The 17,476-nt window shown below is 50.0% G+C and carries 15 protein-coding genes and 1 tRNA gene; 2 read left to right on the forward strand and 14 right to left on the reverse strand.

Annotated elements, in window-relative coordinates; genetic code table 11:
* Window positions 1-185 precede the first annotated feature (185 nt).
* The 8 genes from rnr to ACO9K6_RS16035 form a co-directional block, all read right to left on the reverse strand.
* Window positions 186-3,047 carry a ribonuclease R gene (gene rnr / locus ACO9K6_RS16000; protein ID WP_424768555.1) on the reverse strand — a complete coding sequence of 954 codons (2,862 nt, stop codon included), beginning with the start codon at window positions 3,045-3,047 and terminating at the stop codon, window positions 186-188.
* Window positions 3,048-3,218: 171 nt separating this feature from the next.
* The gene (gene secG, locus ACO9K6_RS16005) at window positions 3,219-3,455 is read right to left on the reverse strand and encodes a preprotein translocase subunit SecG (RefSeq protein ID WP_424768556.1); all 237 of its coding nucleotides are present in this window, start codon (window positions 3,453-3,455) and stop codon (window positions 3,219-3,221) included.
* A 177-nt stretch (window positions 3,456-3,632) separates the two neighbouring features.
* Window positions 3,633-4,925, reverse strand: coding sequence for a phosphopyruvate hydratase (gene eno, locus ACO9K6_RS16010; protein ID WP_424768557.1), 1,293 nt, complete (start codon window positions 4,923-4,925; stop codon window positions 3,633-3,635).
* A 76-nt stretch (window positions 4,926-5,001) separates the two neighbouring features.
* Window positions 5,002-6,543: a 2,3-bisphosphoglycerate-independent phosphoglycerate mutase gene (gpmI, locus tag ACO9K6_RS16015; protein ID WP_424768558.1), complete on the reverse strand. Its 1,542-nt coding sequence runs from the start codon at window positions 6,541-6,543 to the stop codon at window positions 5,002-5,004.
* A 1-nt stretch (window position 6,544) separates the two neighbouring features.
* Window positions 6,545-7,303 (reverse strand): triose-phosphate isomerase, encoded by a 759-nt coding sequence (tpiA, locus tag ACO9K6_RS16020; RefSeq protein ID WP_424768559.1) that lies wholly within the window; start codon window positions 7,301-7,303, stop codon window positions 6,545-6,547.
* 48 nt (window positions 7,304-7,351) lie between these two features.
* Window positions 7,352-8,536: a phosphoglycerate kinase gene (locus tag ACO9K6_RS16025; protein ID WP_424768560.1), complete on the reverse strand. Its 1,185-nt coding sequence runs from the start codon at window positions 8,534-8,536 to the stop codon at window positions 7,352-7,354.
* 224 nt (window positions 8,537-8,760) lie between these two features.
* A complete protein-coding gene (gap, locus tag ACO9K6_RS16030) occupies window positions 8,761-9,765 on the reverse strand; it encodes a type I glyceraldehyde-3-phosphate dehydrogenase (RefSeq protein ID WP_424768561.1) in 1,005 nt (334 codons plus the stop codon).
* A gap of 101 nt (window positions 9,766-9,866) precedes the next feature.
* Window positions 9,867-10,904 (reverse strand): sugar-binding transcriptional regulator, encoded by a 1,038-nt coding sequence (locus ACO9K6_RS16035; RefSeq protein ID WP_424768562.1) that lies wholly within the window; start codon window positions 10,902-10,904, stop codon window positions 9,867-9,869.
* A gap of 234 nt (window positions 10,905-11,138) precedes the next feature.
* Between ACO9K6_RS16035 and ACO9K6_RS16040 the strand changes: the two genes are divergently transcribed.
* Window positions 11,139-11,213: transfer RNA gene (locus ACO9K6_RS16040), tRNA-Arg, on the forward strand.
* 208 nt (window positions 11,214-11,421) lie between these two features.
* Window positions 11,422-12,006, forward strand: a complete 585-nt coding sequence (gene clpP, locus ACO9K6_RS16045) for an ATP-dependent Clp endopeptidase proteolytic subunit ClpP (RefSeq protein WP_424768587.1) — start codon at window positions 11,422-11,424, stop codon at window positions 12,004-12,006.
* Between the two features lie 154 nt (window positions 12,007-12,160).
* Here clpP and ACO9K6_RS16050 read toward each other — a convergent pair whose 3' ends face one another.
* From ACO9K6_RS16050 to trxB, 6 genes are all read right to left on the reverse strand, one after another.
* A complete protein-coding gene (locus tag ACO9K6_RS16050) occupies window positions 12,161-12,430 on the reverse strand; it encodes an HPr family phosphocarrier protein (protein WP_424768563.1) in 270 nt (89 codons plus the stop codon).
* A gap of 104 nt (window positions 12,431-12,534) precedes the next feature.
* Window positions 12,535-13,464 (reverse strand): DNA-binding protein WhiA, encoded by a 930-nt coding sequence (whiA, locus tag ACO9K6_RS16055; RefSeq protein WP_424768564.1) that lies wholly within the window; start codon window positions 13,462-13,464, stop codon window positions 12,535-12,537.
* Between the two features lie 6 nt (window positions 13,465-13,470).
* Window positions 13,471-14,457, reverse strand: coding sequence for a gluconeogenesis factor YvcK family protein (locus tag ACO9K6_RS16060; protein WP_424768565.1), 987 nt, complete (start codon window positions 14,455-14,457; stop codon window positions 13,471-13,473).
* A gap of 12 nt (window positions 14,458-14,469) precedes the next feature.
* Entirely contained in the window at window positions 14,470-15,357 is an 888-nt protein-coding gene (rapZ, locus tag ACO9K6_RS16065; protein ID WP_424768566.1) for an RNase adapter RapZ, read from the reverse strand.
* 9 nt (window positions 15,358-15,366) lie between these two features.
* Window positions 15,367-16,317, reverse strand: a complete 951-nt coding sequence (locus ACO9K6_RS16070; RefSeq protein WP_424768567.1) for an ROK family glucokinase — start codon at window positions 16,315-16,317, stop codon at window positions 15,367-15,369.
* Between the two features lie 190 nt (window positions 16,318-16,507).
* Entirely contained in the window at window positions 16,508-17,455 is a 948-nt protein-coding gene (trxB, locus tag ACO9K6_RS16075; RefSeq protein ID WP_424768568.1) for a thioredoxin-disulfide reductase, read from the reverse strand.
* Between the last annotated feature and the right edge of the window lie 21 nt (window positions 17,456-17,476).

A 17,476-nucleotide genomic window follows, 5' to 3' on the forward strand; every position in this document is an offset into this window, starting at 1 on the left:
GGAAAGGGTTTCATGACTATAATGACACCCTTTTCAATATGTGAATTCAGGTTCATATTATCGATTTCTTTGAGTTTACTATACCTGCAAATAAAAAGCAAGAGACAAGCTTAAATATATTTTCCCATTTTGTCCAATACACGGCGGTCCTAATCAAGCAACTTTAGAACCGCCGTAACCGTTATTTATTTTTTATTCTTGCGAACAAAAGCTGCCGTGGCGTTGCCGCCTCCACCGCCTGCGTTCTTCTTTTTCCGCTTCTTCTTAACTTGTCCGCCTCCGCCGCCTTCTGGGCTCGGCGCTCCTTCTGGACGCTCCCCGGTAAACACGCCACTCTGCGACGTCCTCTTCCGCTTCGCGCCACCGCTACCACCACTGCCGCCACGGACAGCCCCGCCGCTCTCGCGGATGGGCAGCCCCCACATATCCGTGCGCGCCGCGCCACCGCCGGTTTCGCCGCGATTCCGCTCACCGCCGCTTCGCTCGCCGCCCTGACCAAGATCGCTGCGCCACGGATTGGCTTGCTCAACAATACCCGCTCCGCCAGCGCCACGCTCGTCTCCGCCAGATCTGCCGCCGCGTCCAGCTCCGCCGCGCTTCTTACCGCCCGCTCCGCTCTCGACGAGCCACGGATTTCCCTGCTCATTTCCGGCTGCGCCTCCGCTGCGCTTGCCGCGCTTGCCAGCAACGGCGCCGCCTTGCCCGCCGCCCCGGCCTCCGCGATCGGCTCCGCCTGCGCCTGCACCCGCTCCGCGGCCTCGCTCACCACGGCCTGCACCGGCATTCGCACCGCGGCCTCGTTCTCCGCCGCCGCCAAATCCGCCTCGTTTTTTTCCGCTGCGCGCACCGCCGCCAGAGCCTCCGTCGATCACGCCTTTATAGCCGCTGCGCGGCTTCATATCAACCATCTCGAAGTCGATGGTATGCTCCGTCATGCTAACCCGCGATACGCGAATCTTCACTTCGTCGCCGATACGATACACCTTAGACGTACGCTCGCCGACCAATATCATATGCTGTTCATGGAAATGGTAGTAGTCATCGGATAAATCACTTAAACGGATGAGCCCCTCTACCGAGTTGTCCAGCTCGATAAACATACCAAAGCTTGTCACACTGCTAATAATTCCTTCGAACTCTTCGCCGACCTTATCCAGCATGTACTCGCATTTTTTCAGCTGCTCCGTGTCCCGTTCGGCATCAACCGCCACGCGCTCGCGTTCCGAGGAATGCTGCGCAATATCCGGCATCCGGGAATTCAAGTAGTCATGACGCGCATCCGTCAATTGGCCGCCGCCTGCGAGCACCTCGCGAATGACGCGGTGAATGACCAAATCCGGGTAACGGCGGATCGGCGAAGTGAAATGCGAATAAAATTCAGCCGCAAGCCCGAAGTGACCCAAGCTTTCAGCGTCGTATTTCGCCTGCTTCATTGAGCGAAGCATCACCGTCGATATCACTGTCGCTTCCTTCGTCCCTTGAATTTCTCCAAGCAGCGACTGCAGCGCGCGAGGATGAACCGTGTTGCCCTTCCCCTTCACTACATAACCGAAATTTGCCGCAAAACGAATAAAGTTAAGCAGCTTCTCTTGATCCGGGTCCTCATGAATCCGGTACAAGAACGGTACGCGCAGCCAGTGGAAATGCTCCGCTACCGTCTCATTGGCAACGAGCATAAACTCCTCAATCATTTGCTCGGCGACCGAACGCTCGCGTTTGATAATATCAACCGCTTTGCCTTCCTCATTGACGATGACCTTGGATTCCTGAAAATCGAAATCGATCGCGCCGCGCTTCATCCGTTTCGAACGCAGACGCATCGCTAAATCCTCCATCAGCTCGAACATGTCCAGCAAATCGACGTAACGTTCTTTAAGCTCCGTTTGCGGCTCCTCTTCTGTTGCTGTCAAAATTTTGCGCACATTCGTATACGTCATGCGCTCCTTCGTACGAATTACGCTCGTAAATACATCATGCCGGACCCTCTTCAGCGATTGCGCATCGAACTCCATCTCGCACGAGAGCGTTAGACGGTCAACCTGCGGGTTCAAGGAACAGATCCCATTTGACAAACGATGCGGCAGCATCGGGATAACACGATCGACCAAATAAACGCTGCAGCCTCTGCGGAAAGCCTCTTGGTCCAGTGCGGAATTCTCCTTCACATAATAACCAACATCGGCAATATGCACGCCCAGCAAGTAGTTTCCGTTTTCGAGCCGCTTCACATGCACAGCATCGTCCAGGTCCTTGGCATCCTCGCCATCGATGGTAACGATCACCTCGCCGCGCAGATCGCGTCTGCCCTGCTGGACGATTTCCTCTTCTGTGATGGAATCTGGCGCTGCTTCCGCCTCCGCCATGACATCCTCCGGGAAGCCCTCCGGCAGCTGATGCTTGCGGATAATCGACAGAATATCGACGCCGGGATCGTTTTTATGTCCCAAAATTTCGACAATTTCCCCTTCAGCCGCAGAACGTCCCTCCGGATACGTGACAATGCGCACGACGACCTTCTGGCCGGAAACCGCTCCTTGATAGCCGCCCTTCGGTATGAAAATATCCCGATTAATCCGCTTATCATCCGGCACAACAAAAGCATACGTCTCATGATCCTCGAACGTTCCGACGATTTGCGTGATCGCTCGCTCAACAATCCGAACGACCTCTCCCTCCATTCGGCCGCCTTGTTCACTCCTCGACGTAATGCGAACGAGAATCGTATCCCCGTTCATCGCGCTCTTCAAATCATTCGCATGCAAATAAACGTCAGGATGGTCCTTCTCATCTGGGATGAGAAAGCCAAATCCCTTCGCATGTGACTGTAATCTGCCCCGCAGCAGATTCATACGCTCCGGCACGCCGTAATGCTCACTGGGCGTTCGAATAATTTTCCCCTCGTCCTCCAGCTTATTGAGCAGCTTCAGAAATTGCTTAAATTCCTCCGCATCCTCAATTCCAAAATGCCGCTCAAGCTCTTGGTAACTCATCGGCTTATACGCCGACTCACGCATAAAATCAAGCAGCCCCTGCTCGTCCATATTCATGATTGCATTGTCCCCTTGTGCACCTGGCAGACTACTATAGCTTCGCTTGCAGCAGGTTGATAGATTATTATATACCATGTAGTATACACGAAATGGAAGCAGAGCATCCGTCCGAATCCGGAAAAAACAAAAAAAGCGGGGAATTTCCCCCGCTTTTTGCCTGTGTGTTCATTATTGTTGAACGAAATAAGAAACAATCAACGCCAAAACGAAAAAGCCTACTGCCAAACCAACCGTCAGACGCTGTAAGAACAAATCCAAACCGCGCGCCTTCTGTTTGCCGAACAAGTGCTCAGCACCGCCCGTGATTGCACCGGACAAGCCTGCGCTTTTTCCTTTTTGCAGCAATACGACAGCAATTAGGCCGACAGAGAACAAAACGAGCAAGATCTTCAAAAAGATTTCCATTTATTCCACCTCCAGCATAGGAGCTCCGTTAAAAACACGTAGTTAGATTGTATCATAGCCATATCGGATTGACAATAGGACAATCCTAAATTCTAGCTATAAGCAATAAAAATAGAAGAGCGCATTCCAAAGGAACACGCTCTTCACAACAAACCGCCAAACCGAAGCAGTTACGTCTTATTTGAAGTTTTTCAAGTTGTAGAATGCTTTTTTGCCCGCATATTGAGCAGTCGAACCAAGCTGGTCCTCAATGCGAAGCAATTGGTTGTATTTCGCAACGCGGTCCGTACGGGACGGAGCACCTGTTTTGATTTGGCCAGCGTTTGTAGCTACAGCGATGTCAGCAATTGTGCTGTCTTCGCTCTCGCCGGAACGGTGGGAGATAACTGCTGTATAACCAGCGCGTTTAGCCATTTCGATCGCATCGAAAGTTTCAGTAAGCGTACCGATTTGGTTAACTTTAACCAGAATGGAGTTACCTACACCCTTATCGATTCCATCGGACAGACGCTCTGTGTTCGTTACGAACAAATCGTCACCAACGAGCTGTACTTTGTTGCCAAGCTTCTCGGTAAGCAATTTCCAGCCATCCCAGTCATCTTCGGAGCAGCCGTCTTCGATTGTAAGGATTGGGTATTTGTCAGCCCATGATGCAAGAAGGTCAACGAACTCAGCAGGTGTAAACGATTTGCCTTCGCCTGCAAGCACGTATTTGCCGTCTTTGAAAAATTCAGTAGAAGCAACGTCCATTCCAAGGAATACGTCAACGCCTGGCTTGTAGCCTGCGCGCTCGATAGCAGAGATGATGGTTGTGATTGCTTCTTCGTTGGAACCAAGGTTAGGAGCGAAGCCGCCCTCGTCGCCTACAGCTGTGTTAAGACCTTTGTCATGCAATACAGCTTTCAGGTTGTGGAAGATTTCAGCGCCGATACGAAGCGCTTCTTTGAAGCTTTCGGCACCGACAGGAAGAACCATAAATTCTTGAACGTCGATGTTGTTGTCTGCGTGCTCGCCGCCGTTGATGATGTTCATCATTGGAACCGGCAGCGTCTTAGCGTTGAATCCGCCAAGGTAAGTGTAAAGAGGAACATCAAGCGCGTCAGCAGCTGCGCGAGCGACTGCCATCGATACCGCTAGAATAGCGTTAGCGCCAAGCTTAGCTTTGTTCGGAGTACCATCTAGCTCGATCATTTTACGGTCGATGGCTACTTGGTCAAGAGCATCCAGGCCGATGATTTCAGGAGCGATTTCAGTGTTCACATTTTCAACAGCTTTTAGAACGCCTTTCCCGAGGTAACGAGATTTGTCGCCGTCACGAAGCTCAACAGCCTCGTAAGCGCCAGTGGAAGCGCCGGATGGAACGATTGCACGGCCTTTGCCGCCGGACTCAAGGGAAACTTCTACTTCTACAGTTGGATTCCCGCGGGAATCCAGTACTTCGCGTGCGTAAACATCAACGATAATAGACATGAAAAAAACACTCCTTTAATATTTTTTATTTTTACTGCCCTTGCTTGTCGAACGAAGCGGCTGAGGCCGCCCGCTCTTATTTTTTAAGTACCAAAGACGTGCCTGTCATTTGCTCAGGCTTAGCCATCTCCATTAATTCGAGGAACGTTGGCGCGATGTCGGCAAGTATGCCGCCATCGCGAAGCGTTTCACCCGCTCTTGTGACGATGAGAGGAACCGGATTCGTCGTATGCGCGGTAAACGGACGGCCATTCTCGTCGAATACCATATCCGCATTACCATGATCGGCCGTAATGATGCAAACGCCGCCTTTGGCAAGTACCGCTTCCACTACTTTGCCCAGGCACTCATCCGTTGCTTCAACCGCCTTGATGGTTGGCTCCAGCATGCCTGAGTGGCCTACCATATCAGGGTTTGCAAAGTTAAGAATGATGGCATCATGCTTGTCTGCTTCAATCTCACGCACTGTCGATTCCGCAAGCTCATATGCGCTCATCTCAGGCTTCAGGTCATAGGTTGCAACCTTCGGCGAGTTGATCAGCACGCGCGTTTCGCCCGGCAGCTCTTGGTCGCGTCCGCCGCTGAAGAAAAATGTGACGTGCGGATACTTTTCCGTTTCAGCCGTTCGCAGCTGTTTCTTGTTGTTTTGAGCAAGCACTTCGCCAAGCGTATTATCCAGGTTCTTTGGTGAATACGCAACGAATCCGCCAACGGTTTCACTGAATAACGTCAAACAAACGAAATACAGGTTAACCGGGTGATTCTCGCCGCGATCGAAACCGCGGAAGTCTTCGTTCGTGAACACCTGCGACAATTGAATCGCGCGGTCAGGACGGAAGTTGAAGAAAATAACCGCATCCTCGGATTCCACGAGAGCTACCGGTTTGTTTACTTCGTCTACAATAACCGTTGGCATAACGAATTCATCATAAACCGATTTTTCGTAGGATTCAACTACAGCTTGAATCGGATCGACATATTGAGGACCTTCGCCGTAAACCATAGCGCGGTAGGATTTCTCCGTACGCTCCCAGCGCTTGTCGCGGTCCATAGCATAGTAGCGGCCTTGTACTGTTGCGATGCGGCCTATTCCGACCTGTTCGATTTTTGCTTGCAGCTGCTCGAGGTAGCCCTTCGCGCTGTCCGGGGACACGTCGCGTCCGTCGAGAAAGGCATGGATGTAAACTTCCTCAAGATTTTCCTTCTTCGCCAAATCAAGCAAAGCGAACAAATGCTGAATGTGACTGTGTACGCCGCCATCTGACAGCAACCCGTACAGATGAAGCTTCTTGTTATTCGTTTTCACGTGACGCACAGCGCCGAGAATCGTTTCGTTATCATAAAATTCACCGTCGCGAATCGATTTGCTGATTCGAGTCAGATCCTGATATACGATACGGCCCGCGCCGATATTGAGGTGACCAACCTCGGAGTTGCCCATTTGACCTTCCGGCAAGCCAACAGCTTCGCCAGCCGCCGTCAAAGTCGTATGCGGGTAAGTCGACCAATAACGATCATAGTTCGGCTTCTTCGCTTGCGCTACGGCATTTCCCGTTACGTCATCACGTAAACCGAAGCCATCTAGAATAATGAGTGCTACAGGTTTCGGAGCAGCCATATTACTTGGCCCCCTCGACCAGTGCGATATACGATGCAGGCTCTAAGCTTGCGCCGCCGACAAGAGCGCCGTCGATGTCTGCTTGCCCCATGTATTCCGCAACATTGTTAGGCTTCACGCTGCCGCCGTATTGGATACGAACAGCATCAGCTGTAGCCTGATCATAAAGACCAGCCACTACGCCGCGGATGTAGCCGATAACGTCCTGAGCATCCTCGGAAGTCGATGATTTACCTGTTCCAATGGCCCAGATTGGCTCATATGCGATGACAACCTCAGCTGCTTGTGCTGCGGACAGACCTTGGAAAGCCGCTTCCGTCTGCACTTTGCATACGTCCTTCGTTTGTCCTGCTTCACGCTCTTCCAGCTTCTCGCCTACGCAGACGATTGGCAGCAAGTCGTGCTTGAATGCCGCGTGAACCTTCTTGTTCACGATTTCGTCCGTCTCCGCGAAATAAGCACGGCGCTCGGAGTGGCCGATAATCACGTATTTCACGCCGAGATCCTTCAGCATAACGCCGCTGATTTCGCCTGTGAATGCGCCGTTGTCTTCGAAGTGAACATTTTGCGCTCCAATAGCGATCGAAGTGCCCTTTGCCGCTTCAACCAGCGCCGGAAGCGTCGTATAAGGCGCGCAAATTACGCTTTCTACGCCTGCAACCTCGGCCTTGCCTTTAATTTCGGAGAAAAATGTTACAGCTTCGGATACCGTTTTGAACATTTTCCAGTTGCCTGCAATAATCGGTGTTCTTTTGCTCATGATTAGTCCTCCTGGGTCAAATATTTGTATTCTTTCTTGCCATTACATTTATTTATCGTTTAGCGCTACCACGCCAGGAAGTACTTTGCCTTCCATGAACTCGAGGGAAGCGCCGCCGCCAGTCGAGATGAAGTCCATTTTGTCAGCCAGACCGAATTTCTCAGCTGCTGCAGCGGAATCGCCGCCGCCGATAACCGTATAACCAGCTGTGTCTGCGCATGCGCGAGCTACCGCTTGGGTACCATGAGAGAATGGCTCGATTTCGAATACGCCCATTGGCCCATTCCATACGACCAGCTTGGAGTTTTTGATTACATCAGCGTAAATTTCACGCGTTTTCGGTCCGATGTCAATGCCTTCCCATTCAGCAGGGATGCTGTCAACGTCAACGATGTTTGTGTTTGCGTTCGCGCTGAAATCGTCCGTTACGACAATATCAACTGGAATGAGGAAGTTTTTGCCCAGCTTTTTCGCTTTCTCGATGAATTCAAGCGCTAGATCAAGCTTGCTGTTGTCAACGAGCGATTTGCCGATTTCATGGCCTTGCGCTTTGAAGAACGTATAGGACAAGCCGCCGCCGATAATGATGTTATCAGCAATTTCAAGCATTTTGTCGATAACCGCAATTTTATCTTTTACTTTGGAACCGCCAACGATGGCTGTGAAAGGACGCTCTGGGTTGTTAAGCGCTTTGCCTAGCACTTCAAGCTCTCTCTCCATAAGAAGGCCAGATACAGCCGGCAGAATATGCGCGATGCCTTCAGTTGATGCGTGAGCGCGGTGAGCGGCGCCGAAAGCGTCGTTCACGAACAGATCAGCAAGATTAGCGAAAGCTTTAGCAAGCTCTGGATCGTTTTTCTCTTCGCCCTCGTAGAAACGCACGTTTTCAAGCAATAGCACGTCACCGTTGTTCATAGCGCCGATTTGAGCTTCTACTGCCGCTCCGATTGCTTCGTTTGCTTTTGTTACTTGCTTGCCAAGCAGCTCAGATAGACGCACTGCGGAAGCGGTGTGGCGAAGCTCCTCCACAACTTGACCATTCGGACGGCCAAGGTGGCTAGCAAGAATAACTTTCGCGCCCTTGTCGATCAAGTAATTAATCGTAGGAAGCGTTTCACGAATCCGCTTGTCATCGGTAATTTTACCGTTTTCGAGAGGCACGTTGAAATCCACGCGCACAAATACCCGTTTGCCTGCTAATTCCGCTACATCACGTATGCTTTTCTTATTCACCGATAAAAACCTCCCGGAAATTTGTTATGAACAGTAACGCTGTGCTCCCTAAAAAAATCTAACGCTCACTATTTATGAGCTTGCTCTACCGATACTCCAAACCGCAAAAAAAGAAGGTCGCTCCTTCAAAGAAGGAACGACCTCCTGGTCAGCGGCCTGTAGTCGGCCGCAAACCAAGGACCTTAGCTCCGCTCGCGGTGCCGCGGCCCGTCCGCCTTCTTTGCTTACAGACCTTTGCTTGCGATGTAAGCAGCAAGATCAACTACGCGGTTCGAGTAGCCCCACTCGTTGTCATACCAGGAAATAACTTTAACCATGTTGCCTTCAACAACCATTGTCGACAGACCATCGATTGTGGAGGAAGCAGGGTCGCTATTGTAGTCGCTCGATACAAGCGGCAATTCGTTGTAGTTCAAGATGCCTTTCAAAGAACCTTCGGAAGCTTCTTTGAATGCAGCGTTAACCTCTTCAACCGTAACGTTTGTTTTCAGCTCAGCAACAAGATCTGTTACAGAAACGTTAGGTGTAGGTACGCGCATAGCCATACCGTTCAATTTGCCTTTAAGCTCAGGAAGTACAAGTGCTACAGCTTTCGCTGCGCCAGTGGAAGATGGAATGATGTTCTCAGCAGCTGCACGAGCACGACGCAAGTCTTTGTGAGGAACGTCAAGAACGGATTGGTCATTTGTGTACGAGTGAGTTGTTGTCATCATACCTTTAACGATACCGAATTTGTCGTTCAATACTTTTGCGAAAGGAGCAAGGCAGTTTGTTGTGCAAGAAGCGTTGGAAATAATGGTATGTGCCGCAGGGTCGTACTTATCTTCGTTAACGCCGATAACGACTGTAATATCTTCGTTCGTTGCTGGAGCGGAGATGATAACTTTTTTAGCGCCGCCTTGCAAGTGAAGCTCAGCTTTTTCTTTCGCTGTGAAAATACCAGTTGATTCAACTACGATTTCAACGCCAACGGATCCCCAAGGAAGATCTGCAGGGTTGCGCTCTGCGAATACTTTGATTTCGCGTCCGTTTACGATCAGCGCGCCTTCTTTTGCTTCAACAGTTCCGTCAAGTTGACCGTGTGTTGTGTCGTATTTCAGAAGATGTGCCAGTGTAGCAGTGTCCGTAAGATCGTTTACCGCTACGATTTCTACGTTCGGGTTGTTCAGTGCTGCGCGGAATACGTTACGGCCGATGCGACCAAAACCATTAATACCAACTTTAACCATTTGTTGTTTCCTCCTAAGCGTTTTGAAAGATTAATATATATATTTCAAGATGTTTTGCAGCCGAAGCGTAATGTCCTTCGCAAATCATCATGATTTCTACCTCAGTGCTTCCCTTGCTCAATTAGAGCTACGATTTCAAGTGCGGCTGCTTCGTCCGTTACAAGCACATCATTGTGACCGAACCGCATAATCGCCGCGATTGCCTCTCCCTTGCTCTTGCCGCCGGCAACGCCGATAACAACTTCAGTGTTTACAATATCCTCAAGCCGTAACCCTACGGTTTGCATCTTGTGCACGACAGCGCCCTTCCGGTCAAAATAAAACCCGAACGACTCCGCCAGCGCGCCTTCCGCCGCCAGCGCATCAATCACTTCGCGATCGAGCCGTCTTCTTCCTGCCATGACCATAGCGTCCCCGATTCCGTGTATAACAATGCGGGCACTGCGGATAACATCGACGATCTCTTGAATGTTAGGCTCCTGCATAATAGAAGCGAAAGCTTCCTCACCCAGATGGTCCGGCACATGCAGCAGGCGATACTGCCCTCCCGTTCGCTTCGCCATCGTGGAAGCAATCGTATTCGCTTGGTAATCAAGACTTTCCCCGAGACCGCCTCTTGCCGGCACAAACCAGTTCGTTTTGAGCGGCGTGCTCGAAACCAGTTGATTGGCTACCTGCGCGATCGTTGTGCCGCCTGTAACCGCGACAACATCATTTGGCTGCAGCACTTTGTTCAGCACTTGGCACCCTGCCCGACCCAGCTCTCGCTTTGTTTGCGCGGAGGTTTCAGAGTCGCCCGTTACAATGACAACCTGTGATAGGCCAAAATAGCTGCGTATCGTTTCCTCCAGCTCAGACAAGCCGAACATCGTCTTATAGAAGGGTTCAAGCTGTTCCAATAAAAGCTTACCCGATTCGCTGATTCGCATGCCTCCCGAATAAATTTCGAGCAAGCCCTGCGTTTTCAGAAAATCAGTCTCTGCACGAAGCACACGTTCCGTCATCGATAACGCTGACGCCAGCGTCCGGCGTCCAATTAAATCCGACAACATGACTTGATGTAATATAGAATACCGCTTCCTCATGACGTCAAGCAGATCCGGCACAAGCTGCTGCTGCAGTTCAACGATCTGACGCATCTCTCATCCTTCACTCCATCGGCACTAACGTATTCGGCAATTCACATCTGGACATTTATCGTCCCGCTGTATCATTTCAAGTCCCACCTTTAGTTTATCGGAAATGAGCAATAGAAGCAATAGCCGTTTTCTAATTATGAACGCTTTCTGTCACATTCTTCACAAATTTAATTTTTGTTTTCCACTTGCTTTCAAGTATGTAATATCATATAATCATGCTTGCTACTGTTTTTTGCGCCCGTGGTCCAATGGATATGACGTAGGCCTCCGGAGCCTGAGATCTAGGTTCGATTCCTAGCGGGCGCGCCACAATACCTATCATGATACCGACAAACCGTTCCTATACGCTGGAACGGTTTTTTTATTGGTCCTACAGCAATCATTCTATGTCTTTATTTGCTGGCCGGAGCCGCAAATCAAACTGGTCTGACCATCTTTGACTTTTGTCTCCGCATCCGTTATTATAGGTGTACGATTTAACTTAACATTGATCTTGAGGAGGGGGCTTACGTTGGATATGAATTTCGTGCCTATGGTTATTGAGCAAAGCAATCGAGGTGAGCGTGCCTATGATATTTACTCTCGCCTATTGAAAGATCGCATTATTTTTCTCGGCTCTGGAGTAAATGACGTGGTGGCCAACTCCATCATAGCTCAAATGCTGTTCTTGGCAGCCGATGACCCTGAGAAGGATATTTCACTTTACATTAACAGCCCGGGTGGTTCCATTACTGCAGGGATGGCTATCTATGATACGATGCAATACATTAAGCCGGACGTGTCCACCATTTGTGTCGGCATGGCCGCTTCCATGGGCGCTTTCCTGCTGACGGCAGGCGCTATAGGCAAGCGATATGCGCTTCCAAACAGCGAGGTTATGATTCACCAGCCGCTTGGCGGCGCGGAAGGTCAAGCGAGCGATATCGAAATTCGCGCTCGCCGCATTTTGAAGATGCGCGACAAGCTGAACCACATCCTCGCCGAACGCAGCGGTCAGCCGCTTGAGCGTATCGAGAAGGACACCGACCGCGATTACTTCATGAGCGCGGAAGAAGCCCGTCAATACGGACTAGTTGATAAGGTCATTGAGAAAGTGGGCTAATCAGCAAGCTAGAAGCAACAAAAAAACAGCAGGACAGAGAAAACTCTGGACCTGCTGTTTTTTTATACGGACCTCAGATGGTACAAAAAAAAGAGCTGTCTCCACAAACTCTTCACGAGCCCGCGTGACCTCTCCTCTTCTTATATGCAGCGTCTTATTGGTTTTCCAGTTCTTCTTTGCTTACTAAAGCGACTAAAGCGTTTACAGCCTGCTCTGCGTCCGAACCATCCGCACTGATGGATACTTCAGTTCCCGAGCTAATTGCTAAGCTCATAATCCCCATAATGGATTTAGCATTCACTTTTTTGTCGTCTTTCTCCACAAATACTTCGGAGGAAAATTTGTTCGCTTCTTGTACGAATAGTGCTGCAGGCCTTGCATGAAGTCCCGTCTTAAGACGAACGACTACCGGAAGCCTTGTCATAGAAACCATACCCCCTATATTTTACTAATTCCTTTGTATGCGTCACGAAAAAGCCATTTTGCATTATTATAACATTATACCATTCGATACACTAGGTTAAAAGCTCAGACTCCACGGATTTTTTCCGCAAGCTCATCGATTTTGCGCAAACGGTGGTTTACGCCCGACTTACTGACCTTGCCCCCCAGCATTTCACCGACCTCTGTCAGATTCATATCCGGATGCTGCAGCCTGATGACGGCAACCTCCCTCAATTTATCCGGCAGCGTTTCGAGACCCACTTCTCTTTGCAGCAGCTTAATATTCTCGATTTGACGAACAGCCGCTCCAATCGTTTTGTTCAGGTTAGCCGTTTCACAATTAACGATCCGGTTGACCGAATTACGCATATCCCGCATGATTCTTACATCTTCAAACTTGAATAATGCCTGATGCGCGCCAATAATATTGAGGAACTCGATAATTTTCTCGCCCTCTTTGATATAGAAGATAAAACCCTTTTTCCGTTCGATGCATCTTGCGTTTAGTTCAAACTTGTTCGCAAGCTCGACGAGCGCCTCGCAATGCTCCTGATACAACGAGGAAATCTCCAAATGATAGGAGGAGCCCTCCGGATTATTGACGGATCCGCCAGCTAGAAAAGCGCCTCGCAAATACGAGCGTTTGCAGCATGGCTTGCGAATGATCTCCTTGTCGATACCCAGATTGAACATAAACCCTTCTGATACAATTCTAAGCTCGCTCAATATTTCCTGCACTCCGGCTGGAATTCGAACAATATAAACATTATTTTTTTTGAGTCTCATCTTTTTACGGACAAGCAGCTCGATATGAACCTCATAATGTTTTTTGAGCAGGGAATAAATTCTTCTGGCAATCGCCGCATTTTCCGTTGAGATGTCCAAAACGACTTTGCGGCTGGATACGCTAACTGAACCGTTCATCCGTATGAGCGCCGATAGTTCCGCTCTCTCGCAACAGCTGTCCGCTTCAATTAAAGTTAGCTCCTTCTTTGTTTGCGCCGCAAATGACATCGTTCATCACCTCTTTCGTAACATCCAGTTCTCTACCAGTTTATAGATATGATGACTTAAACGTTCGGCATCATGCCGCAAAAAGGTCCGAAATAGTACAAGCCGGTCCGCAATGACCTCATAGCCTTTTTGCGTCACCGCATCCAAATCAAGATGAACCGCCTTAGCGCCCATTTCTGCATACTTGCTTTCGATTTGAGGCGGAATTTCTCCATCATTCACAATGACATAATCGAATAAATGGTGGCCAATATGAGCATGAATGGCATCCAAATGATCACCCACCGAATAATTATCCGTTTCACCCGGCTGCGTCATCACATTGCATACGAATAGCTTTACCGCCTCGGATTCCACGATTGCATGTGCAAGCTTCGGAACAAGTAAATTAGGAATAATACTTGTATATAGGCTGCCAGGTCCGATCAAAATCGCATCTGCCTGTTCAATCGCTTCAACTGCCTCCGCCAGCGGCTCTACATCGGCTGGTTCAAGGAACACATGTTGAATGGCCTGACCCGCCTTCGGAATCATGGACTCCCCTGTAACAATGGAACCATCGGCCATCTCTGCCTTTAGCACAATCGCCTGGCCTGCTGCAGGAAGCACCCGCCCTCGAACGGCAAGTACGCGGCTTAGCTCGCGGATACCTGTAACGAAGTCGCCCGAAATGTCGGTCATAGCAGCGAGCATCAAATTACCAAGACTGTGACCGGCAAGACCGGGCACAGTCTTAAAGCGGTATTGCAGTACCTCCGTCAGCAGCGGCTCCGCATCCGCCAGCGCCATGAGCACATTGCGAATATCGCCGGGCGGCGGAATTTGAAGCTCATTTCGAAGAATACCTGAGCTTCCTCCGTCATCGGCTACCGTTACAATAGCTGTGATGTCGAGAGGCTTCTCTTTGAGTCCGCGCAGCATAACAGAGAGACCTGTACCGCCGCCAATGACGACGATTTTCGGCCGTCTTATAATTTTCTGTCTATTTTGCATCCATCCACCCCATCAGTGCTTGTCACGATCGGAATCGCGATGACTGACGCGGACCCGTTCCGTATCACTGCTTCCGAGCATGCGGCCCAAATATTCAGCAATGGCAACAGAACGGTGCTTTCCGCCTGTACAGCCAATACCGACGACAACCTGACTCTTCCCTTCCTTACGGTAAAGCGGAATAAGGAATTGCAGCATATCCAACAGCTTCGTCAGAAACTGCTGCGTCTCGGGCCATTTCATAACGTAATCGTATACATCGGGGTTCTGACCGGTATTGGGGCGTAAATGCTCCACATAATGAGGATTAGGCAAAAAACGAACATCATAGATGAGATCAGCATCAATTGGAATCCCGTATTTAAAGCCGAAGGAGGTTACGTTAATTGACAGGCTATTTTGCTCTTGATTAGTAAAGTGTGCAATTATCCGTTCCTTTAAGCGCACAGGCTTCAAATTACTCGTATCGATTACCTGTGAAGCTGACCCCTTCAAATCCTCCAGAAGCCGGCGCTCGTTGCGAATACCCTCCAGCGGCAACCCGTCGGGTGCTAGAGGATGCCGCCTGCGGCTTTCTTTGTAACGCTGGACAAGCACTTCATCCGTTGCATCCAGAAATAGAATCTCGCAGCTGATTGTGTAATGCTCCTTGATATAGGATAACGATTCTGACAGCGCGGTAAAAAATTCCCGGCCGCGCAAATCGATAACGAGCGCGACCTTGCCGATTTTACCGTTCGATTGCTCAATCAATTCCGCGAATTTCGGAATAAGCACGGGAGGCAAGTTATCGACGCAGAAAAATCCGAGATCCTCCAGGCTTTGGACAGCAATGGTTTTGCCAGCGCCCGACATTCCGGTAATAATGACTAGCTTCGCTACTGTTGCCGTCGTTTCCATGAATCAACCTCACCCTCTTAAGATAAGACCCGCCGCGCCTACTACGCCAGCATTGTTGCCAAGCGTTGCCGCAACGATCTTGACGTTTTCCTTTGCCTGATCCTGCGTATATTTCTCAAACACCTCACGGATTTGATCAAACAGAAAATCGCCTGCCTTCGACACGCCGCCGCCGATAATAAAATATTGCGGATTAAGGATAATAGCCAGCATTGCCATTGATTTACCTAAATAATATGCCGCGCGATTAACAATACGAATCGCTACTTCATCTCCAGCCTTCGCCGCATCCAGCACGTCCTTCGCCATGATGTCCTGTACTTGAGATAACGAAGTGCGGTCACCGCGTTCTACCGCGTCCTTAGCCATACGAATGATGCCTGTAGCCGAGGATACCGTTTCCAAGCAGCCCATCTTGCCGCAGCCGCATTGAATCGCTTCCAGATCAGGCACGATAGCCATATGGCCAAGCTCGCCAGCCATCCCTGCCAAGCCCTCTACAATTTTTCCATCTATAATAATTCCGCCGCCTACGCCTGTTCCAAGCGTATAGCATACGCAGTGCGCAATGCCTTTACCTGCTCCGCCCCAAGCCTCGCCCAGTGCGGCAACATTCGCGTCATTGTTTACTTTGACCGGTTTGTTCAGCGCTTGCTCCAAATACGCTTTCAAATTCACATTCTCAATTTTTAAATTAGGCGCAAATTTGACAATGCCATTCGGAATATCCAGGAAGCCTGCAATCCCTACACCTACGCCTTCAACCTGCTCCCACTCATACTCGGAGTCCGCAACGATTTGCTGCGCGTACTTTGCGATATTTTGAAGGATAGTGTCCGTTCCTTTACTCGTTTCCGTCGGCCCTTCGTAAGTTTGGAGAAGCAGCCCATCCTCATTACAAATACCTACTTTAACAGTAGTTCCGCCGACATCGACTCCAACGTAAATCTTTTCAGACATCACTAGTCCACCTCATCAATATGTTAATCTTCTCTGTAACACTATAAACTTTCCTTTACCTTGCGGTCAAGATAGAGGAATACTGGTAAATCAAGCGTTCTGGAGCTAAAATGAAAAGGCTATACCTTCAAGAGTGTCACTCCGTGGGTATAGCCGCCTTCTGTATCGTTATAGTGCTCCTCGCCAGCTCTTACAGCGATTTGCTCCAATCATGCGTCACATTTCCTTCAAGGAATCGCTCACAATCGAGTGCTGCCATACAGCCGCTGCCCGCAGCGGTAATTGCCTGACGATATTTGTTGTCCTGTACGTCACCGCAAGCGAACACGCCTGGCACATTGGTTTCAGAGGTGCCCGGCTTCACGATAATGTAGCCGTGGTCATCCGTATCGATTTGACCGTTCAGGAACTTCGTATTCGGCGTGTGGCCGATCGCGATGAACACGCCGTCCGTCTCGATAATCTCTTCTTCGCCGCTGGCATTGTCACGCACTTTAAGGCCGGTTACACCCATACCGTTAGCAACCACCTCAACTGGAGTGCGGTTTAGGCTCCAGCTGATTTTCTCGTTCTCGCGAGCGCGGTCCTGCATGATTTTGGAGGCGCGCAGCTCGTCGCGGCGATTAACCAGCTCCACATTTGTGGCGAAGCGAGTCAGGAAGTTAGCTTCCTCCATTGCCGAATCGCCGCCGCCGACCACAATAATTTTCTTCCCGCGGAAGAAGAAGCCATCGCACGTTGCGCAAGTGCTTACGCCGCGTCCAACATTGTCCTTTTCCCCTGGAATTCCTAAATATTTTGCCGATGCGCCGGTCGAGATAATCAAGCTCTCGCCAACCAGCTCCCCGTGACCTTCTACCTGAAGCTTGAACGGACGCTCAGACATATCCACGCTGTTTACCCAGCCCGTAATAAATTTTGCGCCGAAGCGCTCTGCTTGCTTGCGCATGTTGTCCATAAGCTCAGGTCCCATAATGCCTTCCGGGAAACCCGGGAAATTCTCTACCTCAGTTGTTGTAGTAAGCTGTCCGCCTGGCTCTGGACCTTCTATAATAAGCGGCTCCATATTGGCGCGAGCCAAGTAAATAGCAGCTGTAAGGCCCGCAGGGCCGGTACCGATAATAATAGATTTATACATAACCTTCACCTCGTAATTTAA

It is taken from the genome of Paenibacillus praedii, assembly GCF_049725345.1.
In the GTDB taxonomy this organism is placed as follows: domain Bacteria; phylum Bacillota; class Bacilli; order Paenibacillales; family Paenibacillaceae; genus Pristimantibacillus.

Excerpts from the sequence above, each read along its gene's own strand:
- ACO9K6_RS16060 (WP_424768565.1), bottom strand. The coding sequence starts at position 14,457 with ATGCAAAATAGACAGAAAATTATAAGACGGCCGAAAATCGTCGTCATT.
- tpiA (WP_424768559.1), bottom strand. The coding sequence starts at position 7,303 with ATGAGCAAAAGAACACCGATTATTGCAGGCAACTGGAAAATGTTCAAA.
- secG (WP_424768556.1), bottom strand. The coding sequence starts at position 3,455 with ATGGAAATCTTTTTGAAGATCTTGCTCGTTTTGTTCTCTGTCGGCCTA.
- gpmI (WP_424768558.1), bottom strand. The coding sequence starts at position 6,543 with ATGGCTGCTCCGAAACCTGTAGCACTCATTATTCTAGATGGCTTCGGT.
- rapZ (WP_424768566.1), bottom strand. The coding sequence starts at position 15,357 with ATGGAAACGACGGCAACAGTAGCGAAGCTAGTCATTATTACCGGAATG.
- whiA (WP_424768564.1), bottom strand. The coding sequence starts at position 13,464 with ATGTCATTTGCGGCGCAAACAAAGAAGGAGCTAACTTTAATTGAAGCG.
- clpP (WP_424768587.1), top strand. The coding sequence starts at position 11,422 with ATGAATTTCGTGCCTATGGTTATTGAGCAAAGCAATCGAGGTGAGCGT.
- trxB (WP_424768568.1), bottom strand. The coding sequence starts at position 17,455 with ATGTATAAATCTATTATTATCGGTACCGGCCCTGCGGGCCTTACAGCT.
- eno (WP_424768557.1), bottom strand. The coding sequence starts at position 4,925 with ATGTCTATTATCGTTGATGTTTACGCACGCGAAGTACTGGATTCCCGC.
- ACO9K6_RS16050 (WP_424768563.1), bottom strand. The coding sequence starts at position 12,430 with ATGACAAGGCTTCCGGTAGTCGTTCGTCTTAAGACGGGACTTCATGCA.
- ACO9K6_RS16035 (WP_424768562.1), bottom strand. The coding sequence starts at position 10,904 with ATGCGTCAGATCGTTGAACTGCAGCAGCAGCTTGTGCCGGATCTGCTT.
- rnr (WP_424768555.1), bottom strand. The coding sequence starts at position 3,047 with ATGAATATGGACGAGCAGGGGCTGCTTGATTTTATGCGTGAGTCGGCG.
- gap (WP_424768561.1), bottom strand. The coding sequence starts at position 9,765 with ATGGTTAAAGTTGGTATTAATGGTTTTGGTCGCATCGGCCGTAACGTA.
- ACO9K6_RS16070 (WP_424768567.1), bottom strand. The coding sequence starts at position 16,317 with ATGTCTGAAAAGATTTACGTTGGAGTCGATGTCGGCGGAACTACTGTT.